Genomic DNA, 17,960 nt, shown 5'->3' on the forward strand with positions numbered 1-17,960 from the left:
GTTTTTTATTTTGAAGCTAATCGATTGGCTTCATCAATCAGCGTCAGTGCCTTTTGTAAGATCTCATTTTGTTCGTTGAAGATGGGGTAGAAGCCATCGTTGTTCCAGATATTTCTCGCAATATACGCCTTCACGTAAGTTTTAAGCAATTCTTTTGACTTCAGGTAATCAGTGCGCATAAATTTTACTCCGTTCTCTTTGCCCGTAGCGATCAGCTGGTCAAGGATCTCATCAGTCACCTCAAAATTTTCCCGATAATCAGCGAGAGACATTTTTTCAAGTGCATTTTTATTCTGCTCAGCATAGAGAACAGTAAACTCTGCTACACTGTTGCTGTTAAAGAGCCTGGTCATAAAGGAGCTGTTTGCTGAAGTATCCAGAGGAACGAAGTAGTCTGGCAGGATGCCACCCCCACCGTATACGATCCGTCCTTTGTCTGTTTTATAAACCAGACTGTCATTTACTTTTACACTATCCCTGGAGTATATTTCTCCATTTTCAAATCGCTTGTAAAACTCCATCTGATAATCCTCCAGAGATCCATTATATGGTTTTTGGATACACCGTCCGCTTGGGGTGTAATACCTGGAGATGGTGAGTCGCATAGCAGACCCGTCGTTAAGTTCTATAGGTAGCTGAACAAGTCCTTTTCCGAAAGACCGGCGACCAACGATGAGTGCCCGGTCATGATCTTGCAGGGCTCCTGATACAATTTCAGAAGCTGAAGCCGCACCTTCATCAATCAAAACAATGATAGAACCTTCTTCAAAATCGCCATCTGTCTGTGTGTAATACTCTGAGTTGTGGGAGGAATCTTTTCCTTTAGTGTAAACGATCATCTGTTTGCCACCGAGCAACTCATCTACCATCCGCACGGCAGGGTCCATATAACCTCCCGGGTTGCCGGTGAGGTCGAGGATGAGCTTTTCCATCCCTGCTTTTTTGAGCTTACTTAAACCTTCTTTAAACTCCATGAAGGTGGTAGCAGCAAATCTGCTGACCTTGATGTATCCGATTTCCTCATCGATCATGTAGGAGACATCTACGGAATACTGCGGAATGACATCCCTTACAATAGTGTATTCAATGATTTCGTTGTTACCACCTCTCAGGATCCCTACTTTTACTTCGGTACCCTTCTCTCCTCTCAGCATGGAGATGACATCACGATTGGTTATGCCCACGCCTGCTACATTTTTACCATCTACAGTGACGATCTTATCACCGGCTAAGATCCCCAGATTTTCAGACGGTCCACCGCTTAAGGGGGTGACGACATGGATTGTATCTTTAAAAATATTGAACTCCACGCCAATACCTTCGAAATTTCCCTCGAGTTGTGATTTGGTGAGTTCCAGCTCTTCAGCAGAAATGTAAACACTATGTGGATCCAGCTTTGCCAGCATTTCTTCGATGGCATTTTCTACTAACTCATCCGTGTTTACTTCATCCACGTAATCATTTTGGATGTGAGTCAGGACCTGACGGAATTTAGCAAGACTTTTAAAAAGACTCTCGCCTGTGCCTGCTCCTGAGGTCATATTGGCACCTATAAAAATGCCCAGGGCAATGGCTGCACCAATAAATAATGGGAGTCTGATTGCGCTGGTGGTATTGTTATGTTTCTCCTTTTCCAAATTTCTCTGATTTAATCCAAACTCTAAATTAGCTTTCTTCTGATCAAAATTAAACGCATTAACTATCTAAATCGTTTCTGCCAAAATCAGGTAGACATTTCACAGAGTATTGGTATCTTTGAAGATCATGCGCGTCTTTGATCTCACGATTCGGTCTCTCGTAGATGAGAACTACATCTATGCCAGGGCACTTAACTATCTGGGAGTGGAGTTTTATCTCTATCCCGATAGGAAGCTGAAAGAGGTCTGCGCTGAAATGGGACTGGATGAGAGTCGCGTACTGAAGACCTTTTATTTGTTTGATCGGTCTCACCGGTTTTCGTTTAAGGAATTGGATAGATATCCTTTGGAGATCGTCCTGGAGTACCTGAAGCACTCGCATCATCTTTTTATCAAAGACAAGTTGCCTTACATAGCCCGGCTTATCAATAAATATCCTGAGCAGGATGATTTGAAGCTTATTTTTCCTGAATTTGTGGAGGAATTTATCAATCACATCTATGAAGAAGAAGACACGCTTTTTCACTATGTGGAAAGGTTGATCGATATAAAGAAAAAACCATTTCTTAATCCTGCCTCAGCTCTCTGGAGCTATAATGCCATTTCGCTGCGGGACATTCATGCTGAGCATAAGGAGGAGGACGAACTGGCTGGTATTCGTGCATTGATTGAGGGAGATACTTACTCAAGGTCCATACACTGGCAGGTCATATGCAAGGAGATCAAATCCTTTGACCGGGAAATGTGGTACCATGCTGAAATTGAAAATAAGATCCTTTTCCCCAAAGCCATTGCTTTAGAAGCTCAAATCAGGGAGCGAATCTCAGAACTGAGCAAACTTAACTGATGGCTCGAATTATGGCTATCGATTATGGCGCTAAGCGTACCGGGCTGGCTGTAACGGACCCTTTGGGAATGATAGCCACGGCATTGGATACTGTGCCTTCTCACACCTTATTTGATTTTTTGCGCGACTACTTCAGCAAGGAGGAGGTTAGTGAGGTGGTGATGGGAATGCCAAAAAACTCGGATGGGTCTCCTACCAATGCCACTCCACTGGTACAAGCTGCAGAAAAAAGATTCCGTAAACTATTTCCCGATAAGAAACTATTTTTGCACGACGAGCGGTTTACTTCAAAGATGGCTCTGGATGCAATGATTGCCGCGGGCAGTAAAAAGAAGGACCGAAGAAAAAAGGAAAACATTGATAAGGTGAGTGCCACCATCATATTACAATCTTATTTGGAATCCATTTCATGATTTATCCGATAGTACTTTATGGCGATCCGGTATTGAAAAAGCCGGCTGAAGACATCCCTCATGGAGAAGACATCAAAGAGCTGGTAGCAGATATGTTTGAAACCATGTATGCAGCCTCGGGAGTAGGCTTAGCAGCTCCTCAAATTGGCAAGTCAATCCGACTGTTTGTAGTAGACTCTTCTCCTATGCATGATGAAGAAGGACAGGGGATCCGTAAGGCCTTCATCAATCCGGAAATCCTGGAAGAAGAGGGTGAGCCCTGGGCTTTTGAAGAAGGGTGCCTGAGTATTCCCGGTATCCGCGAGGATGTAAAACGCGAACCCCACATCAAGATCAAATACTACGATGAGGACTGGAATGAACATATCGAGGAGTATAGTGATATTGATGCCCGGGTGATCCAGCACGAGTATGATCACATAGAGGGTGTTTTATTTACAGATCATATTTCATCTTTCAAAAAACGGCTTCTTAAGGGGAAGCTTGCCAATATCAGTAAAGGTAAGGTAGACGCAGACTACAGGGTAAGGGTGGCAGTAAAAAGGTGAAACAGGACCTGACCATATCGTTGATCCAGGCAGATCTCCATTGGGAAAATACAGAAGCCAACCTGGCTATGTTTGAAGAAAAGGTCTGGCAAATAAAAGGGAAAACTGATCTGATTCTCCTGCCTGAGATGTTTAGTACGGGTTTTACCATGAATCCACAGCAGGTTGCCGAGCCTGTAAACAGCAAAACTTTTCGGTGGATGAAGCAGCAGGCTGCTCAGACGGGCGCTGTAGTGGTTGGGAGCTATGTCGTCAAAGAAAGCACAACCTATTACAATCGACTTTATGCGGTTTATCCGGATGGATCTTCGCACCAGTATGATAAGAAACATCTGTTTGGGCTAGCTGGCGAAGGGAAGGATTATACACCGGGAGGTAAGCGGCTTGTTTTTGAGGTGAAAGGCTGGAAGGTGATGCCATTGATCTGTTATGATCTGCGGTTTCCGGTGTGGTCCCGTTCTCAGAAAAATGTAGACGGACTTTATGAATATGATCTTTTGCTGTATGTGGCTAACTGGCCAAAACCAAGAATAAACGCCTGGGATACATTACTGGCAGCCAGGGCTATAGAAAACACTGCGTACTGTGCAGGTGTAAATCGAATAGGTACGGATGGAGTGGGAGCCGAGTATATCGGTCATTCGGCGGTGTACAATTATAAAGGAGAGCAGCTGAAAATTACTGATCAGGAAGATATAATCACCGTCACTTTACCTCATGAAGAATTGAGTGCTTTCCGGGATCGATTCCCTTTTCAGAAAGATGCGGATGGTTTTGAATTTAAGTAGCACCAGGGAAAGCAATTTTTATTCCTTCAATGATTGTTTTGGTTGCTGTTGCTTTGATCGGGCTTGGAATTTTGGCGGGTTCTTTAGGATATATTTAACTCATCCGTTGATTCAAACACCTTTCCTTGCAGGTGTTTCATAAAAGGTTTCAGAATGTTCAGGTCTTTGTTTGCGTAAAGCTTTACATCTTTTCTTATTGCCTTATTTAAAATGGCCATTACTGCACCCAGGCTTTCAACCTTACCATTTACCTCACATATGATAATGGCTTCATCAGTTTCATCCAACAGGCGAAGGGCATATTGCGTAGTAATAGCATCAGAAAAGTTGTCCAGAGAAAATAAGACATCTGACTGACCTTTTTGTTGCTGAAGAAATGCCATCAGTTCGGAATTGAATTTAGCATCTTCTTTGGAAGGCAGCAGTTGTATCAGGATGATGGCTCGGTTTTCTTTCTTCATGATTGAGACGGGATATATTTGCAATAATGGAAAATTTTATTGAGTACCTCTATTCTAAATTTTTACAAAGTGACGGTGTTTCTATTGACACGCGCTCTATTGAGCCTGATAATTTATTCTTTGCATTGAAGGGACCAAATTTCAATGGCAATGAATATGCTAAAAAGGCATTGGAAAACGGAGCTGCTTATGCAGTAGTAGATGAGGAAAAATATGCGGATGATCCTCATATTATCCTGGCCAGTGACTCCCTGAAAGCCCTGCAGGATCTGGCGGTCTTTCACCGGAGCAGGTACAAACGCAAGCTTCTTGCCATAACCGGGTCCAATGGGAAAACATCGAGCAAAGAGCTGATCAACCTTGTATTAAGCAAGAAATACATCGTACATGCTACAAAGGGGAATTTCAACAACCACATTGGCGTTCCTTTGACACTTTTGCATATCCATCCTCAGGTGGAGGTAGCAGTGGTTGAGATGGGAGCAAATCATGTGGGTGAGATCACTGAGCTCTGCAGCTATGCAAACCCAAACTATGGGCTGATCACCAATATAGGAGAGGCTCATACGGAGACATTTGGAGGCATAGAAGGTGTGTTGAGGGGTAAGAGCGAGTTGTTTGATCATCTGAGAAAGACCGTAGGAGTGCCTTTTATTAATCAGCATGATGAACGGTTGGCCAATATGGCAAAGCGCTTCAATAATGCGGTCATTTTTCCGGATAAAGATCTGGAGTTGGTGGAAACAAAGCCTTTCCTTGTGGTGAAGCTGGCTGGTGGGGAAGTGGCAACAAAGCTCGTTGGCCGATACAATTTTGGAAATATTGCGGCAGCAGTAGCTGTGGGGAGAGCATTTGGGGTGGATGATCAATCCATTCTGGATGCTATCGGTGAATACACTCCGTCCAACCAACGATCACAATTGATACAAAAAGGTGAACTGCAGATCATTAACGATTCCTACAATGCCAACCCTACTTCCATGCAGGCAGCCATTGAAAATCTTTCTCAGGTGGATGGGAAGAAGGTTGCTATTTTGGGTGAAATGAAAGAAGTGGAGAGCAGTGCGGCAAAGCACAGGGAGCTCGGCCGGTTTATTCAGGAAGCTATGATCGATGAGGTCTTGCTGATGGGTCCTGATATGAAGCATGCACATGAAGAGGTAAAGTCATCGAAATGGTTTGGTAGTTTGGATGAATTAAAAGAGTACCTGAAGAGTCATAATTTTGGAAAATGTACCGTTTTGGTAAAGGCCTCAAGGAGTGTGAAACTGGACACGATCGTAGAAGAACTGGGACAAAAAGGCTGAAGATTGTTATAAGCAAGTCCGGATTTTGAAAAAATGATGGAAATAGTCCATTTTTCATCTTGATCTTCGTCTATTAAAAAAACACAATAAATCAATTCAGAGATGAACCTATCTAAATCACACCAATTTCTTGCCCAGCTTGCTTCTAATAATCATAAAGACTGGATGGATGCCAATAAACCGTTGTATCAGGAGGCTCGTGCCGAGTTTATTGAGTTTGTAGATAAGCTTTTGAAGGGTTTGCAGGTTTTTGACCCGTCAGTTGCTGGTCTGGAGGCCAAAAAGTGCATCTTTCGGATCAACCGGGATATCCGTTTCAGCAAGGATAAAAGTCCGTATAAAACTAATTTTGGAGCTGCCATCTCCGAGGGGGGTAAAAAGTCTGATAATCCTGCTTATTACTTTCATTTACAGCCTGGTCAGAACTTCATAGGTGGTGGTATCTACATGCCTCCCGCAGATGTACTTAAGAAGATCAGGCAGGAGGTGGACTACAATCCTGAAGAGCTGAAGAAAATTGTGGAGGAAGAAAGTTTTAAAAATGTATATGGGGCAATTAGAGGTGAAAAGCTAAAAACTGCTCCGAAGGGTTATCCAAAAGACCATCCAAACCTGGAGTTTCTGAAGTTAAAGAGCTTTACGGTTATGACTGAGATCAGCGATAAAGAAGCTACTTCTGAGGGTCTGGCAGATCAGGTGTTGGAGTACTTCAGGATCATGAAACCATTCAAAGATTACCTGGGAGTAGCGGTAAGCTAAAAATTTTTGCAAGAAAAAAATAAAAGTGTTTGCAATACTTACAAACTGTACTAGATTTGCAATCCGTTTTTGAGGGATCAGCCTTGAAAGCAGCGTTAAAGGGCTCTTAGCTCAGTTGGTTACTGACGAAGCGAAGCTTGTCAGTATGCCGACAGAATCGTCGGCATCAGAGCACCAGATTAAGGTGATCTGCTAATTTTCTAAGGCCAAATACATTTTCGGGCTCTTAGCTCAGTTGGTTCAGAGCACCTGCCTTACAAGCAGGGGGTCGCTGGTTCGAATCCAGCAGGGCCCACATATACAAACCCAGCCATTCGGCTGGGTTTTGTCGTTATATACACTGCTGGATGAGAGCCGCACAGACCATTTTATAGTTGGAATAAGACGTCCAAACCGATAGAACCATTTTAATTCTTATTTTTATAAATTTGCTGTTGCTTTAGTATTGCATGAGTTTGTTTTTGGTGAGATTGAGTTAGTGTTTAGCAGGGGCTTCAAAAATGTTCATTCGGCTTTTCCTTTTATTAGTTAGTGTTTGTGTATCTGAGTGTTTATCGGCACAGTATGCAAACCTCAAGTTTCAAAATTTTTCCACTCCGGAAGGACTTTCCAGTAGCACATGTGTAGAAATCTATCAGGATAGAGAGGGGTTCCTGTGGTTTGGTACTATCGATGGATTGAATAGATACAATGGGTATGATTTTGAAATATTCCGACCAATATTAAATGACCCCCATTCCATAAGTAATAATCGTGTTAATGCAATTGTAGAGGATGGAGATGGAAACCTGTGGGTTGGCACTAGTAATGGCTTGAATGTGCTCGATAAGAATACTGAGAAGTTCTATAGAATAAATTTATCTCAAGAGTATACGAGCGATTTTCAGATAAGAGATGTAATCAACGACTTACTATATGACCCTTCTGACAACACATTGTGGGTTGGCACCAAGAATGGATTAAGCAAGCTACACCTTGATCCATCCAGGGAGCTCACCTATGACCATTTGGAGTTTTCGCACTATTTGTATGACGCTACTGATTCCACTTCGATTGACAACAATGACGTGGTGAGTATTATTAAAGACAGAGCCGGAGATGTGTGGATAGGTACACAAGGGAAATATTTAAACCATTATAATAGCAATACAGATAATTTTCACCGGATCTTACTCGAGACACCAGATTCTTTCGAACTGGATCACTTACCTAAAGTATTTTTGGTAGACAATGAGGGTGATTTCTGGATCGGTAATGATTTATCCAGGTTGATTATATGGAATAAAAGGACTGAAGACTTCAAACAAATATCCCCTGTAAATAGAAGTATCCCGGTCTTTCATATGTATCAGGATGATAATGGGCTTGTATGGGTTGCTACTGATGGGTATGGAATATACATTATAGATAAGGAAAAGGGACTCCTTCAGCATCTGGAACACAACCCTGCAGACCCCCTTTCCATGCCTAATAATCAGCCGTCTAAGATAATACAGGATAAGGATGGTATTTTTTGGCTTGCTACATACAATAAAGGTGTAAATAAACTGGCTATCAATAAATTATCTTTTGGTCACTATTTCCATGTGCCTGAATCTGAAAATACCTTAAGCACTCCCATAGCACAATCCGTACTGGAAGATAGTCAGGGTAGAATATGGATCGGGACTGATGGAGGAGGTTTAAACCTCTTTAATGAGGAAAGGAGTAGCTTCAGGCATTTTAGGCACGATCCCGGGGATGATCAGACAATCAGCTCTGACAAGATCCTGTATTTGGAGGAAAGTAAAAATGGAAGCATATGGGTATGTACATGGGATGGCGGTCTCAATAGGTTTTATCCCCAGGATGGAAAGGTAGATCGTTTCAAACATGATCTGGATGATTCAACTTCTCTGGGACAGAATACGGTGTGGTGTGCTGTAGAAGATTCTAAAGAACGACTATGGTTGGGGACTCAAACGGCAGGTTTAAATGTGTACAACCCAGGAAATGGAAAGTTCACAAAATACCAGCATAAATCGGATGATCCATCCAGCATAATTAGTGATTTTGTGTTCTCCCTGTTTATCGACTCTCGCGATCGGTTATTCGTTGGCACATCAATCGGGCTGGAGGTGGTACATCTTGCAAAATTGAGCAAGTTTATTCCTGAGAAAATTGAATTTAAGGAGATCAATAAGGACAACCTGCAGGGAAAACGTATTAATTATGTAACAGAGGATCATTTGGGGAATATTTGGGTCGGGACTGATTTGGGGTTACATAAGATGAGTCCTGAATTGGATTCGATCAGAACCTATTCCACTCTGGACGGGCTACCAAATAATTTGGTGATCGGTGTTAAAGAAGACAATAATCACGACTTGTGGATTACTACCAAGAGTGGTATTTCAAGACTTGACCCTGAAAGTGGGGAATTCAAAAACTTTAATGTTCATGATGGCTTGCAGGGGATGGAATTCCAAAGTAAGTCCATTGATAAAACAAAAGACGGGAGGATTTTAGCAGGGGGTATCAATGGGTTCAATATTTTTGATCCGAATAAAATTGATGTAGTTTCACAGGGTGTCAAACCCTTCATTACCTCCCTCAGGCTCTTTAACGATAAAATAAAGGTGGGCCAAACAGTTGACAATAGGGTTTTGCTCAAAAGATCTATTTCAAAAACCGAGAAGTTGGTGTTAAAGCATAATGAAGGTTACATAACGTTTGACTTTGTAGCTCTTTATTATCGTAATCCTGAAAGGGTACAGTATGCTTACAGGATGGATGGGCTGGATAAGCAGTTTATTAATATTGGTTCCAATCGACTGGCAAGCTATTCTGGGTTACCATCAGGTGAATATACTTTTGAAGTAAAAGCTTCTTTGGATGGGAAGTGGGAAAACGCAGAGAGTTCCAGGGTTAAGTTAACGGTTTTACCTGCACCCTGGAGGACATGGTGGGCTTACCTTGGGTACATGTTTGTCGTTGGTTTAGTTACCTGGGGAAGCTTCAGGATTTACGTCAATAAGATGAATGAGGACCGGAAGCATGAGCTGGATCAGATGAAGCTCAGGTTCTTTATGAATGTGTCCCATGAGTTCAGAACTCCACTTACTTTGATCCTCAACCCCGTGGACAAGATAATATCAGCCTACTCTGACACCGAGATTGTAAAAAACTCGGCCTATACGATCCGGAGAAGTGCAAGAAAGCTGCTGAATTTAGTCAACCAGTTATTGGATTTCAGAAAGCTCGATTTGGGAAAAGCGCCTTTAGATCCACTCAAAGCAGATTTGGTGAAGTTTACCAAAGACATCTTTGCTTTTTATGAGGAGCTGGCATCTTCAAGATCCATTCAGTTCGTATTTTCCTGTTCCGTTGATTCCTTTTATATGTGGTTTGATCCGGATAAGCTGGAGAAGATCATAGGCAATCTTCTTTCCAATGCCATCAAGTTTACCAATGCCGGCGGCAAAGTGGAGCTTTCATTGAGCCGCTATGAGAAAAAGCAGATCAGGGATAAACTGATGGGAAAATCCGATAAGCTTGAATACATCGAGATTGTTGTGACGGACACAGGTGTTGGGCTGAAAAAGGATCAACTCAATGCCGTCTTTGAGCGGTTTTTTCACGTGGACAATACTCAGACAGGTACCGGTATTGGTTTGAATTTTACCAAAAGCCTCGTAGAGCAGCACGATGGAGAAATTACCGTAGAGAGCGAGTATGGAAAAGGCAGCCGGTTTATCGTTCGATTGCCCGTTTACAGTAAGAAAGTGGACGAGGCTATTAAGTCCAATAAAGAAGTCAGGAGTGCGGGCAAAGAATTTGACCTGAATAGTATCAGGTCCCTCGAATACGATCTGGCCATAACCGACGATTTCACCAACGATGATGAAGAGATATCTTCCGTACGTCAGACGGTGCTGATCGTAGAGGATAACAGGGAGCTTCGCATTCATTTAAAAAACGAGCTTGGAGCTCGCTACAGGATCAAGGATGCCGCTAATGGTAAAGAGGGGCTGGACAAAGCCTTGAAATTTTATCCGGACATTATTATCAGTGATGTTATGATGCCCGAAATGGATGGGTTTGAAATGTGCCACAGCCTCAAGAGCAACATGGAAACCAGCCATATTCCCATCATTTTACTCACGGCCAGGAGCCTCGAGGAGGACCGGATGGAAGGGTATAGCATGGGAGCTGATGCTTATTTGCCAAAACCTTTTAACGTAAGTGTACTCAAAGTTCGGATCAACAACCTGCTGGAGTCCAGGAGAAAGCTGAAAGAAAAATTCTTAAAGCAAACCAACATCCTGCCATCCAGTGAGATCACTACCAATACGCTGGACGAACAGTTCCTGGACAAGGCTACTAAGGCTATACTTGACAACATGAGCGACTCAGCTTTTGGGCTGGATCAACTGCTCCAGACAGTAGGAGTCAGCAGGTCGCACTTTTATCGAAAGATACAATCACTCACCGGGCAAAACCCCAGCAATTTCATACGGACTGTCCGCCTCAAATATGCCGCTGAGCTTCTCAAGCAAAATACATCCTCCATCAAGGAAGTTGCTTACAGGTCCGGCTTCAATTCTACCGCTTATTTTTCCAAAACTTTCAGGGAACTTTTTGAAGTGACCCCAAATGAATTCATTAAGAACAACCTGAATAAATAGCTGTTTAAACCCCCTGCTCTTGCATTTTTTATAATTGTGAACTCATGAATGGTCCATATTTTATCAATATTGAATCATGAGTCATATCCATCCGGGTAGGTAAATACTAATCTTGTAGAGGTGAAATTGCGCGCATCTTCACCAGTAAAGGAAAATCAATAAAGTCAATCAAAACCTATCGAATATGTCAAGACCATTTACAAAGAAACCTGGAATGCATAACCATTTCAAAGAGAGGGGAGAGAGAAACATATCCTTATAAGGATTAAGACCAGTTGCACTTTCTGGTATAGTAAGAAATGAAATTTATTCAGACAAGAAAATTATTGTATGAGAATATTACGAACTAAATCTATTAATACAAAGCATCTGGACAGATTGCTTTTATGTGTAGTCATGCTGTTTCTTTTCAGCATGCATGCTTTTGCACAAGGACAAGCCATAACGGGAGTTGTCCTTGATGACAACGGTGAATCGCTTCCCGGAGCTACCGTACTGGAAAAGGGGACATCAAACGGGACCATTACGGATGTGGATGGTAAGTTTAGTTTGACTGTTTCAAATGAAGCGGTACTGATGATCACATTTGTGGGTTTTTCACAGCAGGAAGTAAGTGTTGGAGATCAGACCAACCTTACCATTCGAATGGTACCTGATTACACCAGCCTGCAGGAAGTGGTAGTGGTAGGCTACGGAGAGCAAAGTAAAGCCACGCTCACAGGAGCTGTTGAGCAGGTAGATTCTAAAGTATTTGAAAGTAGGGCAATCACTAATCCCGCACTCTCCCTTCAGGGACAAACACCCGGATTGGTAGTGACCCGTGGTTCATCCAGGCCTGGTAACGAGGATCTCAAGTTGCAAATCAGGGGAGCTACATCAGTCAACGGCGGTTCGCCATTGATTGTAATTGATGGGGTTCCGGCTGTTAATGATAATGCTTTTTATAACATGAATCCGGATGACATAGAATCAATAAGTGTCCTGAAAGACGGAGCAGCTTCTATTTACGGATCAAGGGCAGCTAATGGTGTGCTCCTGGTTACCACTAAGAGGGGCTCTGCCGGAGAAATCAAGGTGAACCTGACAAGCAATTTTCGGGTAAATGCCATCGGGATTCGACCTGCAGTTTCCGGTTTGAGCGATTATGCCGGTATGATTATCGAGGCTACTGATGAGGATTTGGCTTATGCCGGGTCTGCCTGGTATTGGGGTTGGGTAGACAGGGAAACACTTGTGAGAATGCGGGATGAAGGCCCCGGCGTATATACCACCCAATACTGGGGGGATATTTACCTTGGCGAGGGCAACCGCTTTGACGATATGTATGGCACATCTTATTCACACCAGACGAATCTGAGTGTTTCCGGGGGATCAGAGAGATCCAAATACCGCGTTTCTGCTGGTTTTGCTGAAAACGTAGGTAATCTTCAACCTGCTTATGACGGGAAGACACAATATAACCTGAGGTTTAATCACGACTATCAAATTTCCGATCGAATAAATATCGAAACCGGAGTATCTTACTTTAGATCTCATATTTCTGGTCCTTCAGGTGGCCTGGGGATTACTTCATTAGCGTATGACCCTCCATTGTTCCCAGCCAAAAACCCGTATGGTCAGTGGTATGCCAATTTTGGTGTTGCCGGAAACAGGCACTCTATAGCCAACGTCCTGGAAGGTGGCCGGGACGAATCTTATGCTGACCAACTAAAATTATACATGGCAGCTACCTGGGATATTACCGACGATCTGAATTTCAGAGCGACGGCCAGTGTGGATAAGGAATTCTGGGACCAGGAAATCTATAAAATTAACATTCCGATGTACACCTGGTTTGGCGAAAAAGCACCGGAGTCTGTCAACACTACCCCTTCATTTGAAAAGAAAAAAAATAATATTAGTTACGAAAACTATGGAGGGTTTCTTAATTACAATAAGACGCTCTGGACAGATCATAGCTTCGGTGTAATGGTTGGGTCCACTGCTGAACTGAGAAAAACCGACAATTTGCAAGGATACCGGCAAGGATTTGAAGATAATGGAATCTATGACTTGAATGTAGCATCACTTGAACAGAATGTTACAAATAAAGGAGGATCTTCCAACTGGGGCTTCCTTTCGTATTTAGGACGATTTAATTATAGCTATAAAGATAAATACCTGCTGGAGCTAACTGGAAGAAGGGATGGAACCTCCAAGTTTCACCCGGATTACCGGTGGTCTAACTTCGGTGGGGCCTCTGTTGGCTGGGTAGTAACAGAAGAGTCCTTTATGCAGAATATTCCCGTGTTGGATTTTCTTAAACTCAAAGCCAGTTATGGGGAAATGGGAGGACAGGTTGGCATAGGCAACCATGATTATTCTTCTGCAGTAATTTTGGGATCCACTATTTTCGGGACAAGCGCTTCCCCTCAAACCACTGCATATATTGAAAAGCTTACCAGTTTGACTCGTACCTGGGAAAGGATAGGCATGGCCAATTACGGGGTGGAATTCCGGCTTTTGGACAGTAGGTTGTCCGGATCATTTGACTATTTCACCAAGAAGAACGATGGCATGTTGATCGCGGTAAACTATCCGGATGTGCTGGGTGGAGAGGCCCCAAAAACAAACAGTGGAGTATTGGAAGTAAAGGGTTGGGAAGCCATGCTTTCGTGGAACTCAAACATGGGTGATTTACAATATAATGTGTCGCTGAATATGAGTGATACAAGAAATGAGTTGGTTAGCATGGAAGGTGTTGGTAGTTACCATGCCGGGTTAAATGGACTTGTGGAAGGATATCCGTTGAACTCCTATTTTCTCTATCAGACTGATGGCTTTTTTGCCAGTGAAGCAGAAGTGGAGGCTTATTATGAACAAGTTGGTAATGGAGGGGAAATTCCTAATGCCGATAGTCAGTCTGAACGTCTACGTCCGGGTGATACAAAGAAAGTGAATCTGGATGGCGATGATATCATCCTTGGCTCTGGCACTATAGTCGATGGAAACGGTGATGTTAAATATATGGGGGATGCCGCTCCTCACTATACCTACGGTATCAATTTAGGGCTTCAGTTCAAAGGATTTGATTTCAGTACTTTCTTTCAGGGCGTGCTTAATCAAAACATCGTGAGAACGGATGGTATGGCTTATCCATTTGTTACGGTGGGCAACAACCAGACCACAGCTTATCGTGGCAAAACCTGGAAAGAAGAAACTCCCGATACTGCGTATCCAAGATTAACGTACAATACAAACAGGGCTCGCTGGAACTGGAAAAACAATGACTTTATGCTGCAGAACAATCGCTACATCAGAATGAAAACACTGGTGGTTGGCTACACTTTCAGCAAGTTAAATATTGGAAATTATGCAGTGGATAGGGTTCGAGTGTATTTTTCAGGTAACGACTTGTTCGAATTTACAACCGTAAAAGATGGTTGGGACCCTGAGTTTGGTTCCAGTAGCAATAGCTCCTATCCTTTTAACAGGACTTACTCACTGGGCTTAAATGTGACATTCTAAAAAATTGGAAGTAATGAAAAAATTTAACTATATATTGATGCTGTTGGGACTATTGTTTTCAACAGCCTGTGAAGATAAATTTCTGGATCTGGAAAGACCGGATGCACTGTCGGAAACGTCCTACTACAAAACACCTGATCACTTCAGAACTGTTGCCAATAATTTTTATAAAGGCCTTTGGTCCTGGAGTTGGCACGATGGGGGAAATGCTCAGTGGTTTCTTTTAGACAGGGGTTCTGACTTAAACAGTTTTTTTACAGGTTATGGAAGAGGAAATATTACTGTTCCTAACACAGATGTTGTTTGGACAGATTCCTACAAATATATCAGAGAAACAAATATTCTTTTGCAAAAAGCTGAGGAATATTCCGGAGATCCTAAAGAAATCGATGAGTACGTAGCGGCAGCTAAATTTTTTAGGGCCTATCATTATTTCTTCCTCATGCAAAGGTTCGGAGGTGTTCCGGTTATTACTGTTGTGCCGGATGTCGATTCTCCTGAGTTATTGGGCAAAAGGAACTCCCGATATGAAGTCCTCTTTCAGGTAAAGAGTGATTTGGAAGATGCCATTGAAGGGTTGCCCAGGGAGGCAAACATCGCCTCTGGTGATAAAGGCCATATCAGCAAAGAAGCTGCACAATCACTTCTGGCCAAAGCACTTCTGTTTGAAGCTACCTGGGAGAAATATGTGGGAACTACTACAGATGGCGATGGGGTATCAGCAGGGGCAGGATCAGCAAAACCGGATGGATATCCTTCAACTGATGAGATGTTACAACAGGCAGTAGATCTCTCAAAAGACGTGATGGACAATGGCGGATTTGAGTTGTGGAATTACAATGATGAGTTGAACAACCTGACTATGTACTACCTCTTTAACCTGGAAGATGCCGGGTCCAATCCGGCTGGATTGGATAAATCTACCAACAAGGAATTCATATTTTACAGTAAATATGACTATGTCTTACGTCAGGGAAAAACTAATATTAGCCATGCTTCTTACTATTCGTCTATAAATCAGAAATTTATGGACCTGGTGCTCTGTACTGATGGGTTGCCCGTTGATAAATCACCATTATTCCAGGGATATCAAAACCATTATCAACAATGGTATAACCGGGATTACAGGCTATATGCATATGCGGGTGGTAATGAACAAGAGGTAAATATAGTAGCAGAAACACCAGTTTTAGGAGGAGGAGCTCCTTATTGGAACCGTAAATTCAGGTCTTATAATTATCCCAATTATCGGGAAGCGGCTACAGAGTCATCAGATTTTCCACATATCAGGCTGGCAGAAGTGTACCTGATCTATGCTGAGGCTTTGTATGAACTGAATGGATCTATAACTGATGCGCAACTTAATGAATCGCTGAACAAAGTGCGGGAAAGGTCAGGAGTAGCGCCACTCACAAATGCACTGGCTACTGCTAATGACCTTGATATCCTGGAGGAGATCCGAAGAGAAAGAACGGTAGAGTTGTTCCAGGAAAACAGCAGATTTAATGATCTGAAGCGATGGGGCATTGCAGAGGAGGAGTTAAATGAACCTGTATTTGGACCCATTATAGAAGGTACGGACTATGAAGGTAACCCTGATTTGTATGATCCATCGAAATATCAATATGGAGAAGTCATAAAGGAGTATACAGCAGAGGGGCCAAGGAGAGCGATCGTTTTGGACCCTGCAGAAAACAGAAGCTGGAGTCGTTCAAATTATTTGCTTCCCATCCCGGCCGAAGAGATCAATTTGAATGAAGATCTATTACAAAATCCCGGATATTAATTTGATAATCAAAAGGTTTCTTAAGGCAGGTCAGATTTGTCCTGCCTTAAAGACCTAAAAAGATTTTATATCATGAAAAAGAATAAACTAAAATATTTCACAGGCGTTTTAGCCTTTGTTTTTGGCATTGTACTGCTAGTGTCATGTCAGTCGGAATATGAAGCGGATATAGTAACCTATCCTGAGTTTTCGATTACTGATTTTACTCCCAAAGCCGGCATGTTAGGTTCGGAAGTGACCATTACAGGGACAAACTTTGGAGACCGTGTGGAAGCTGCTTCCGTATCGATCAATGGTGTAGCTGCCGAATTTGTGAGTTATAGTGATACGGAAATGGTAGTTGTCATTCCTCAAGATGCGGTTACTGGGCCACTTGAAGTCCAGGTTTGGACAAAAACAGACACTACTGAAACATTTACCGTTCTGCCGACGCCTGCAATAGCATCCGCAATCTCGCAAGGTGGTGATGGCGAGGACGTTGCTGCTCCTGGTGAAACCGTAATCATCTCAGGAGTAAACTTTTATACAGATCCTGAGAGAGTAACTGTGCAATTCAATGGAACACCGGCGGAGATCACTTCATTAGAGAGTACCTCAATAGAGGTGATTGCTCCTGAAGGCTATGCTACTGGCAGGATAACCGCAACCTTTGACGATTACACACTGGCAGGTCCTTTTATGGCTCCATCTGTTGAAACACGGATAAGAGAGGTACTTTTTGTTACCAGTTCGGAGGAATCTTTTGATATAGCGGTAGCTGATAGTATTAACAATTATAGGGACGGAGATTTTGTTGTATTTAACGTCACCATATTGCCAAAATCAGTTATTGAGGAGTCTGACCTGGCCCAATTAAATGAAGCAGATGTGGTGATCATGGGGCGTCATGTGCCTAGTAATTCTTATGGAGGTGATGCCCGGGCTGTATGGGATAATATTGAACGCCCTGTCTTGAGTATGAACATGTATGGTCTAAGAAATTTTCCTGACAGGGCAAACTGGCTTAACACAACCACGATAAATGGTGCCAGTGATGCTAGCCTAAGCGCGGAGATTCTGGTGGCCGATCCTGTTTTTGGTGATCTATCCGGAACGATCGACTGGTGGGAAGGTAATTGTTCATCCTGGGTATCCCGGCCATATAACATTGGATAAGCATATTCCGAACACAGTAAGATTAAAAATGAATACCCGCTCCCCTATTAACCAGGCCACAATGATTACCTGAAGTAAGAAGTCA

12 protein-coding genes and 1 tRNA gene are annotated in these 17,960 nt (G+C 42.8%); 11 read left to right on the forward strand and 2 right to left on the reverse strand.

The features are described 5' to 3' along the window. Positions 1-5: 5 nt before the first annotated feature. Positions 6-1,637 (reverse strand): S41 family peptidase, encoded by a 1,632-nt coding sequence (locus tag AC3E9V_RS02585; RefSeq protein ID WP_488751625.1) that lies wholly within the window; start codon positions 1,635-1,637, stop codon positions 6-8. 127 nt (positions 1,638-1,764) lie between these two features. Between AC3E9V_RS02585 and AC3E9V_RS02590 the strand changes: the two genes are divergently transcribed. Genes AC3E9V_RS02590 through AC3E9V_RS02605 form a run of 4 tightly spaced genes read left to right on the forward strand, consistent with a single transcriptional unit; the run spans position 1,765 to position 4,233 of the window. Then, positions 1,765-2,484, forward strand: coding sequence for an iron-sulfur cluster repair di-iron protein (locus AC3E9V_RS02590; protein WP_488751626.1), 720 nt, complete (start codon positions 1,765-1,767; stop codon positions 2,482-2,484). Beyond that, a complete protein-coding gene (ruvX, locus tag AC3E9V_RS02595) occupies positions 2,484-2,897 on the forward strand; it encodes a Holliday junction resolvase RuvX (protein WP_488751627.1) in 414 nt (137 codons plus the stop codon). The genes AC3E9V_RS02590 and ruvX overlap by 1 nt, the downstream gene beginning before the upstream one ends. After that, entirely contained in the window at positions 2,894-3,445 is a 552-nt protein-coding gene (def, locus tag AC3E9V_RS02600) for a peptide deformylase (protein WP_488751628.1), read from the forward strand. The genes ruvX and def overlap by 4 nt, the downstream gene beginning before the upstream one ends. Further along, positions 3,442-4,233, forward strand: coding sequence for an amidohydrolase (locus tag AC3E9V_RS02605; protein WP_488751629.1), 792 nt, complete (start codon positions 3,442-3,444; stop codon positions 4,231-4,233). The genes def and AC3E9V_RS02605 overlap by 4 nt, the downstream gene beginning before the upstream one ends. Positions 4,234-4,316: 83 nt before the next feature. On the opposite strand, the gene AC3E9V_RS02610 is transcribed toward AC3E9V_RS02605, so the two are convergent. Further along, complete coding sequence (locus tag AC3E9V_RS02610) at positions 4,317-4,694, reverse strand: hypothetical protein (protein ID WP_488751630.1); 378 nt, start codon at positions 4,692-4,694, stop codon at positions 4,317-4,319. A 26-nt stretch (positions 4,695-4,720) separates the two neighbouring features. Here AC3E9V_RS02610 and AC3E9V_RS02615 point away from each other — a divergent pair, with 26 nt between their 5' ends. The 7 genes from AC3E9V_RS02615 (at position 4,721) to AC3E9V_RS02645 (ending at position 17,875) form a co-directional block, all read left to right on the forward strand. Further along, positions 4,721-6,001 carry a UDP-N-acetylmuramoyl-tripeptide--D-alanyl-D-alanine ligase gene (locus tag AC3E9V_RS02615; protein WP_488751631.1) on the forward strand — a complete coding sequence of 427 codons (1,281 nt, stop codon included), beginning with the start codon at positions 4,721-4,723 and terminating at the stop codon, positions 5,999-6,001. 102 nt (positions 6,002-6,103) lie between these two features. Then, positions 6,104-6,760: a DUF2461 domain-containing protein gene (locus AC3E9V_RS02620; RefSeq protein WP_488751632.1), complete on the forward strand. Its 657-nt coding sequence runs from the start codon at positions 6,104-6,106 to the stop codon at positions 6,758-6,760. A 220-nt stretch (positions 6,761-6,980) separates the two neighbouring features. Continuing rightward, positions 6,981-7,055: transfer RNA gene (locus AC3E9V_RS02625), tRNA-Val, on the forward strand. A gap of 205 nt (positions 7,056-7,260) precedes the next feature. After that, positions 7,261-11,427 (forward strand): hybrid sensor histidine kinase/response regulator transcription factor, encoded by a 4,167-nt coding sequence (locus AC3E9V_RS02630; RefSeq protein ID WP_488751633.1) that lies wholly within the window; start codon positions 7,261-7,263, stop codon positions 11,425-11,427. Positions 11,428-11,757: 330 nt separating this feature from the next. After that, positions 11,758-14,934, forward strand: a complete 3,177-nt coding sequence (locus tag AC3E9V_RS02635; protein ID WP_488751634.1) for a SusC/RagA family TonB-linked outer membrane protein — start codon at positions 11,758-11,760, stop codon at positions 14,932-14,934. A gap of 13 nt (positions 14,935-14,947) precedes the next feature. Beyond that, positions 14,948-16,720 (forward strand): RagB/SusD family nutrient uptake outer membrane protein, encoded by a 1,773-nt coding sequence (locus AC3E9V_RS02640; RefSeq protein ID WP_488751635.1) that lies wholly within the window; start codon positions 14,948-14,950, stop codon positions 16,718-16,720. 72 nt (positions 16,721-16,792) lie between these two features. Continuing rightward, on the forward strand, positions 16,793-17,875 hold the full coding sequence (locus tag AC3E9V_RS02645) for an IPT/TIG domain-containing protein (protein WP_488751636.1): 1,083 nt from the start codon (positions 16,793-16,795) through the stop codon (positions 17,873-17,875). Positions 17,876-17,960 lie beyond the last annotated feature (85 nt).

This window comes from Marinoscillum sp. HNIBRBA16962 (genome assembly GCF_057801515.1).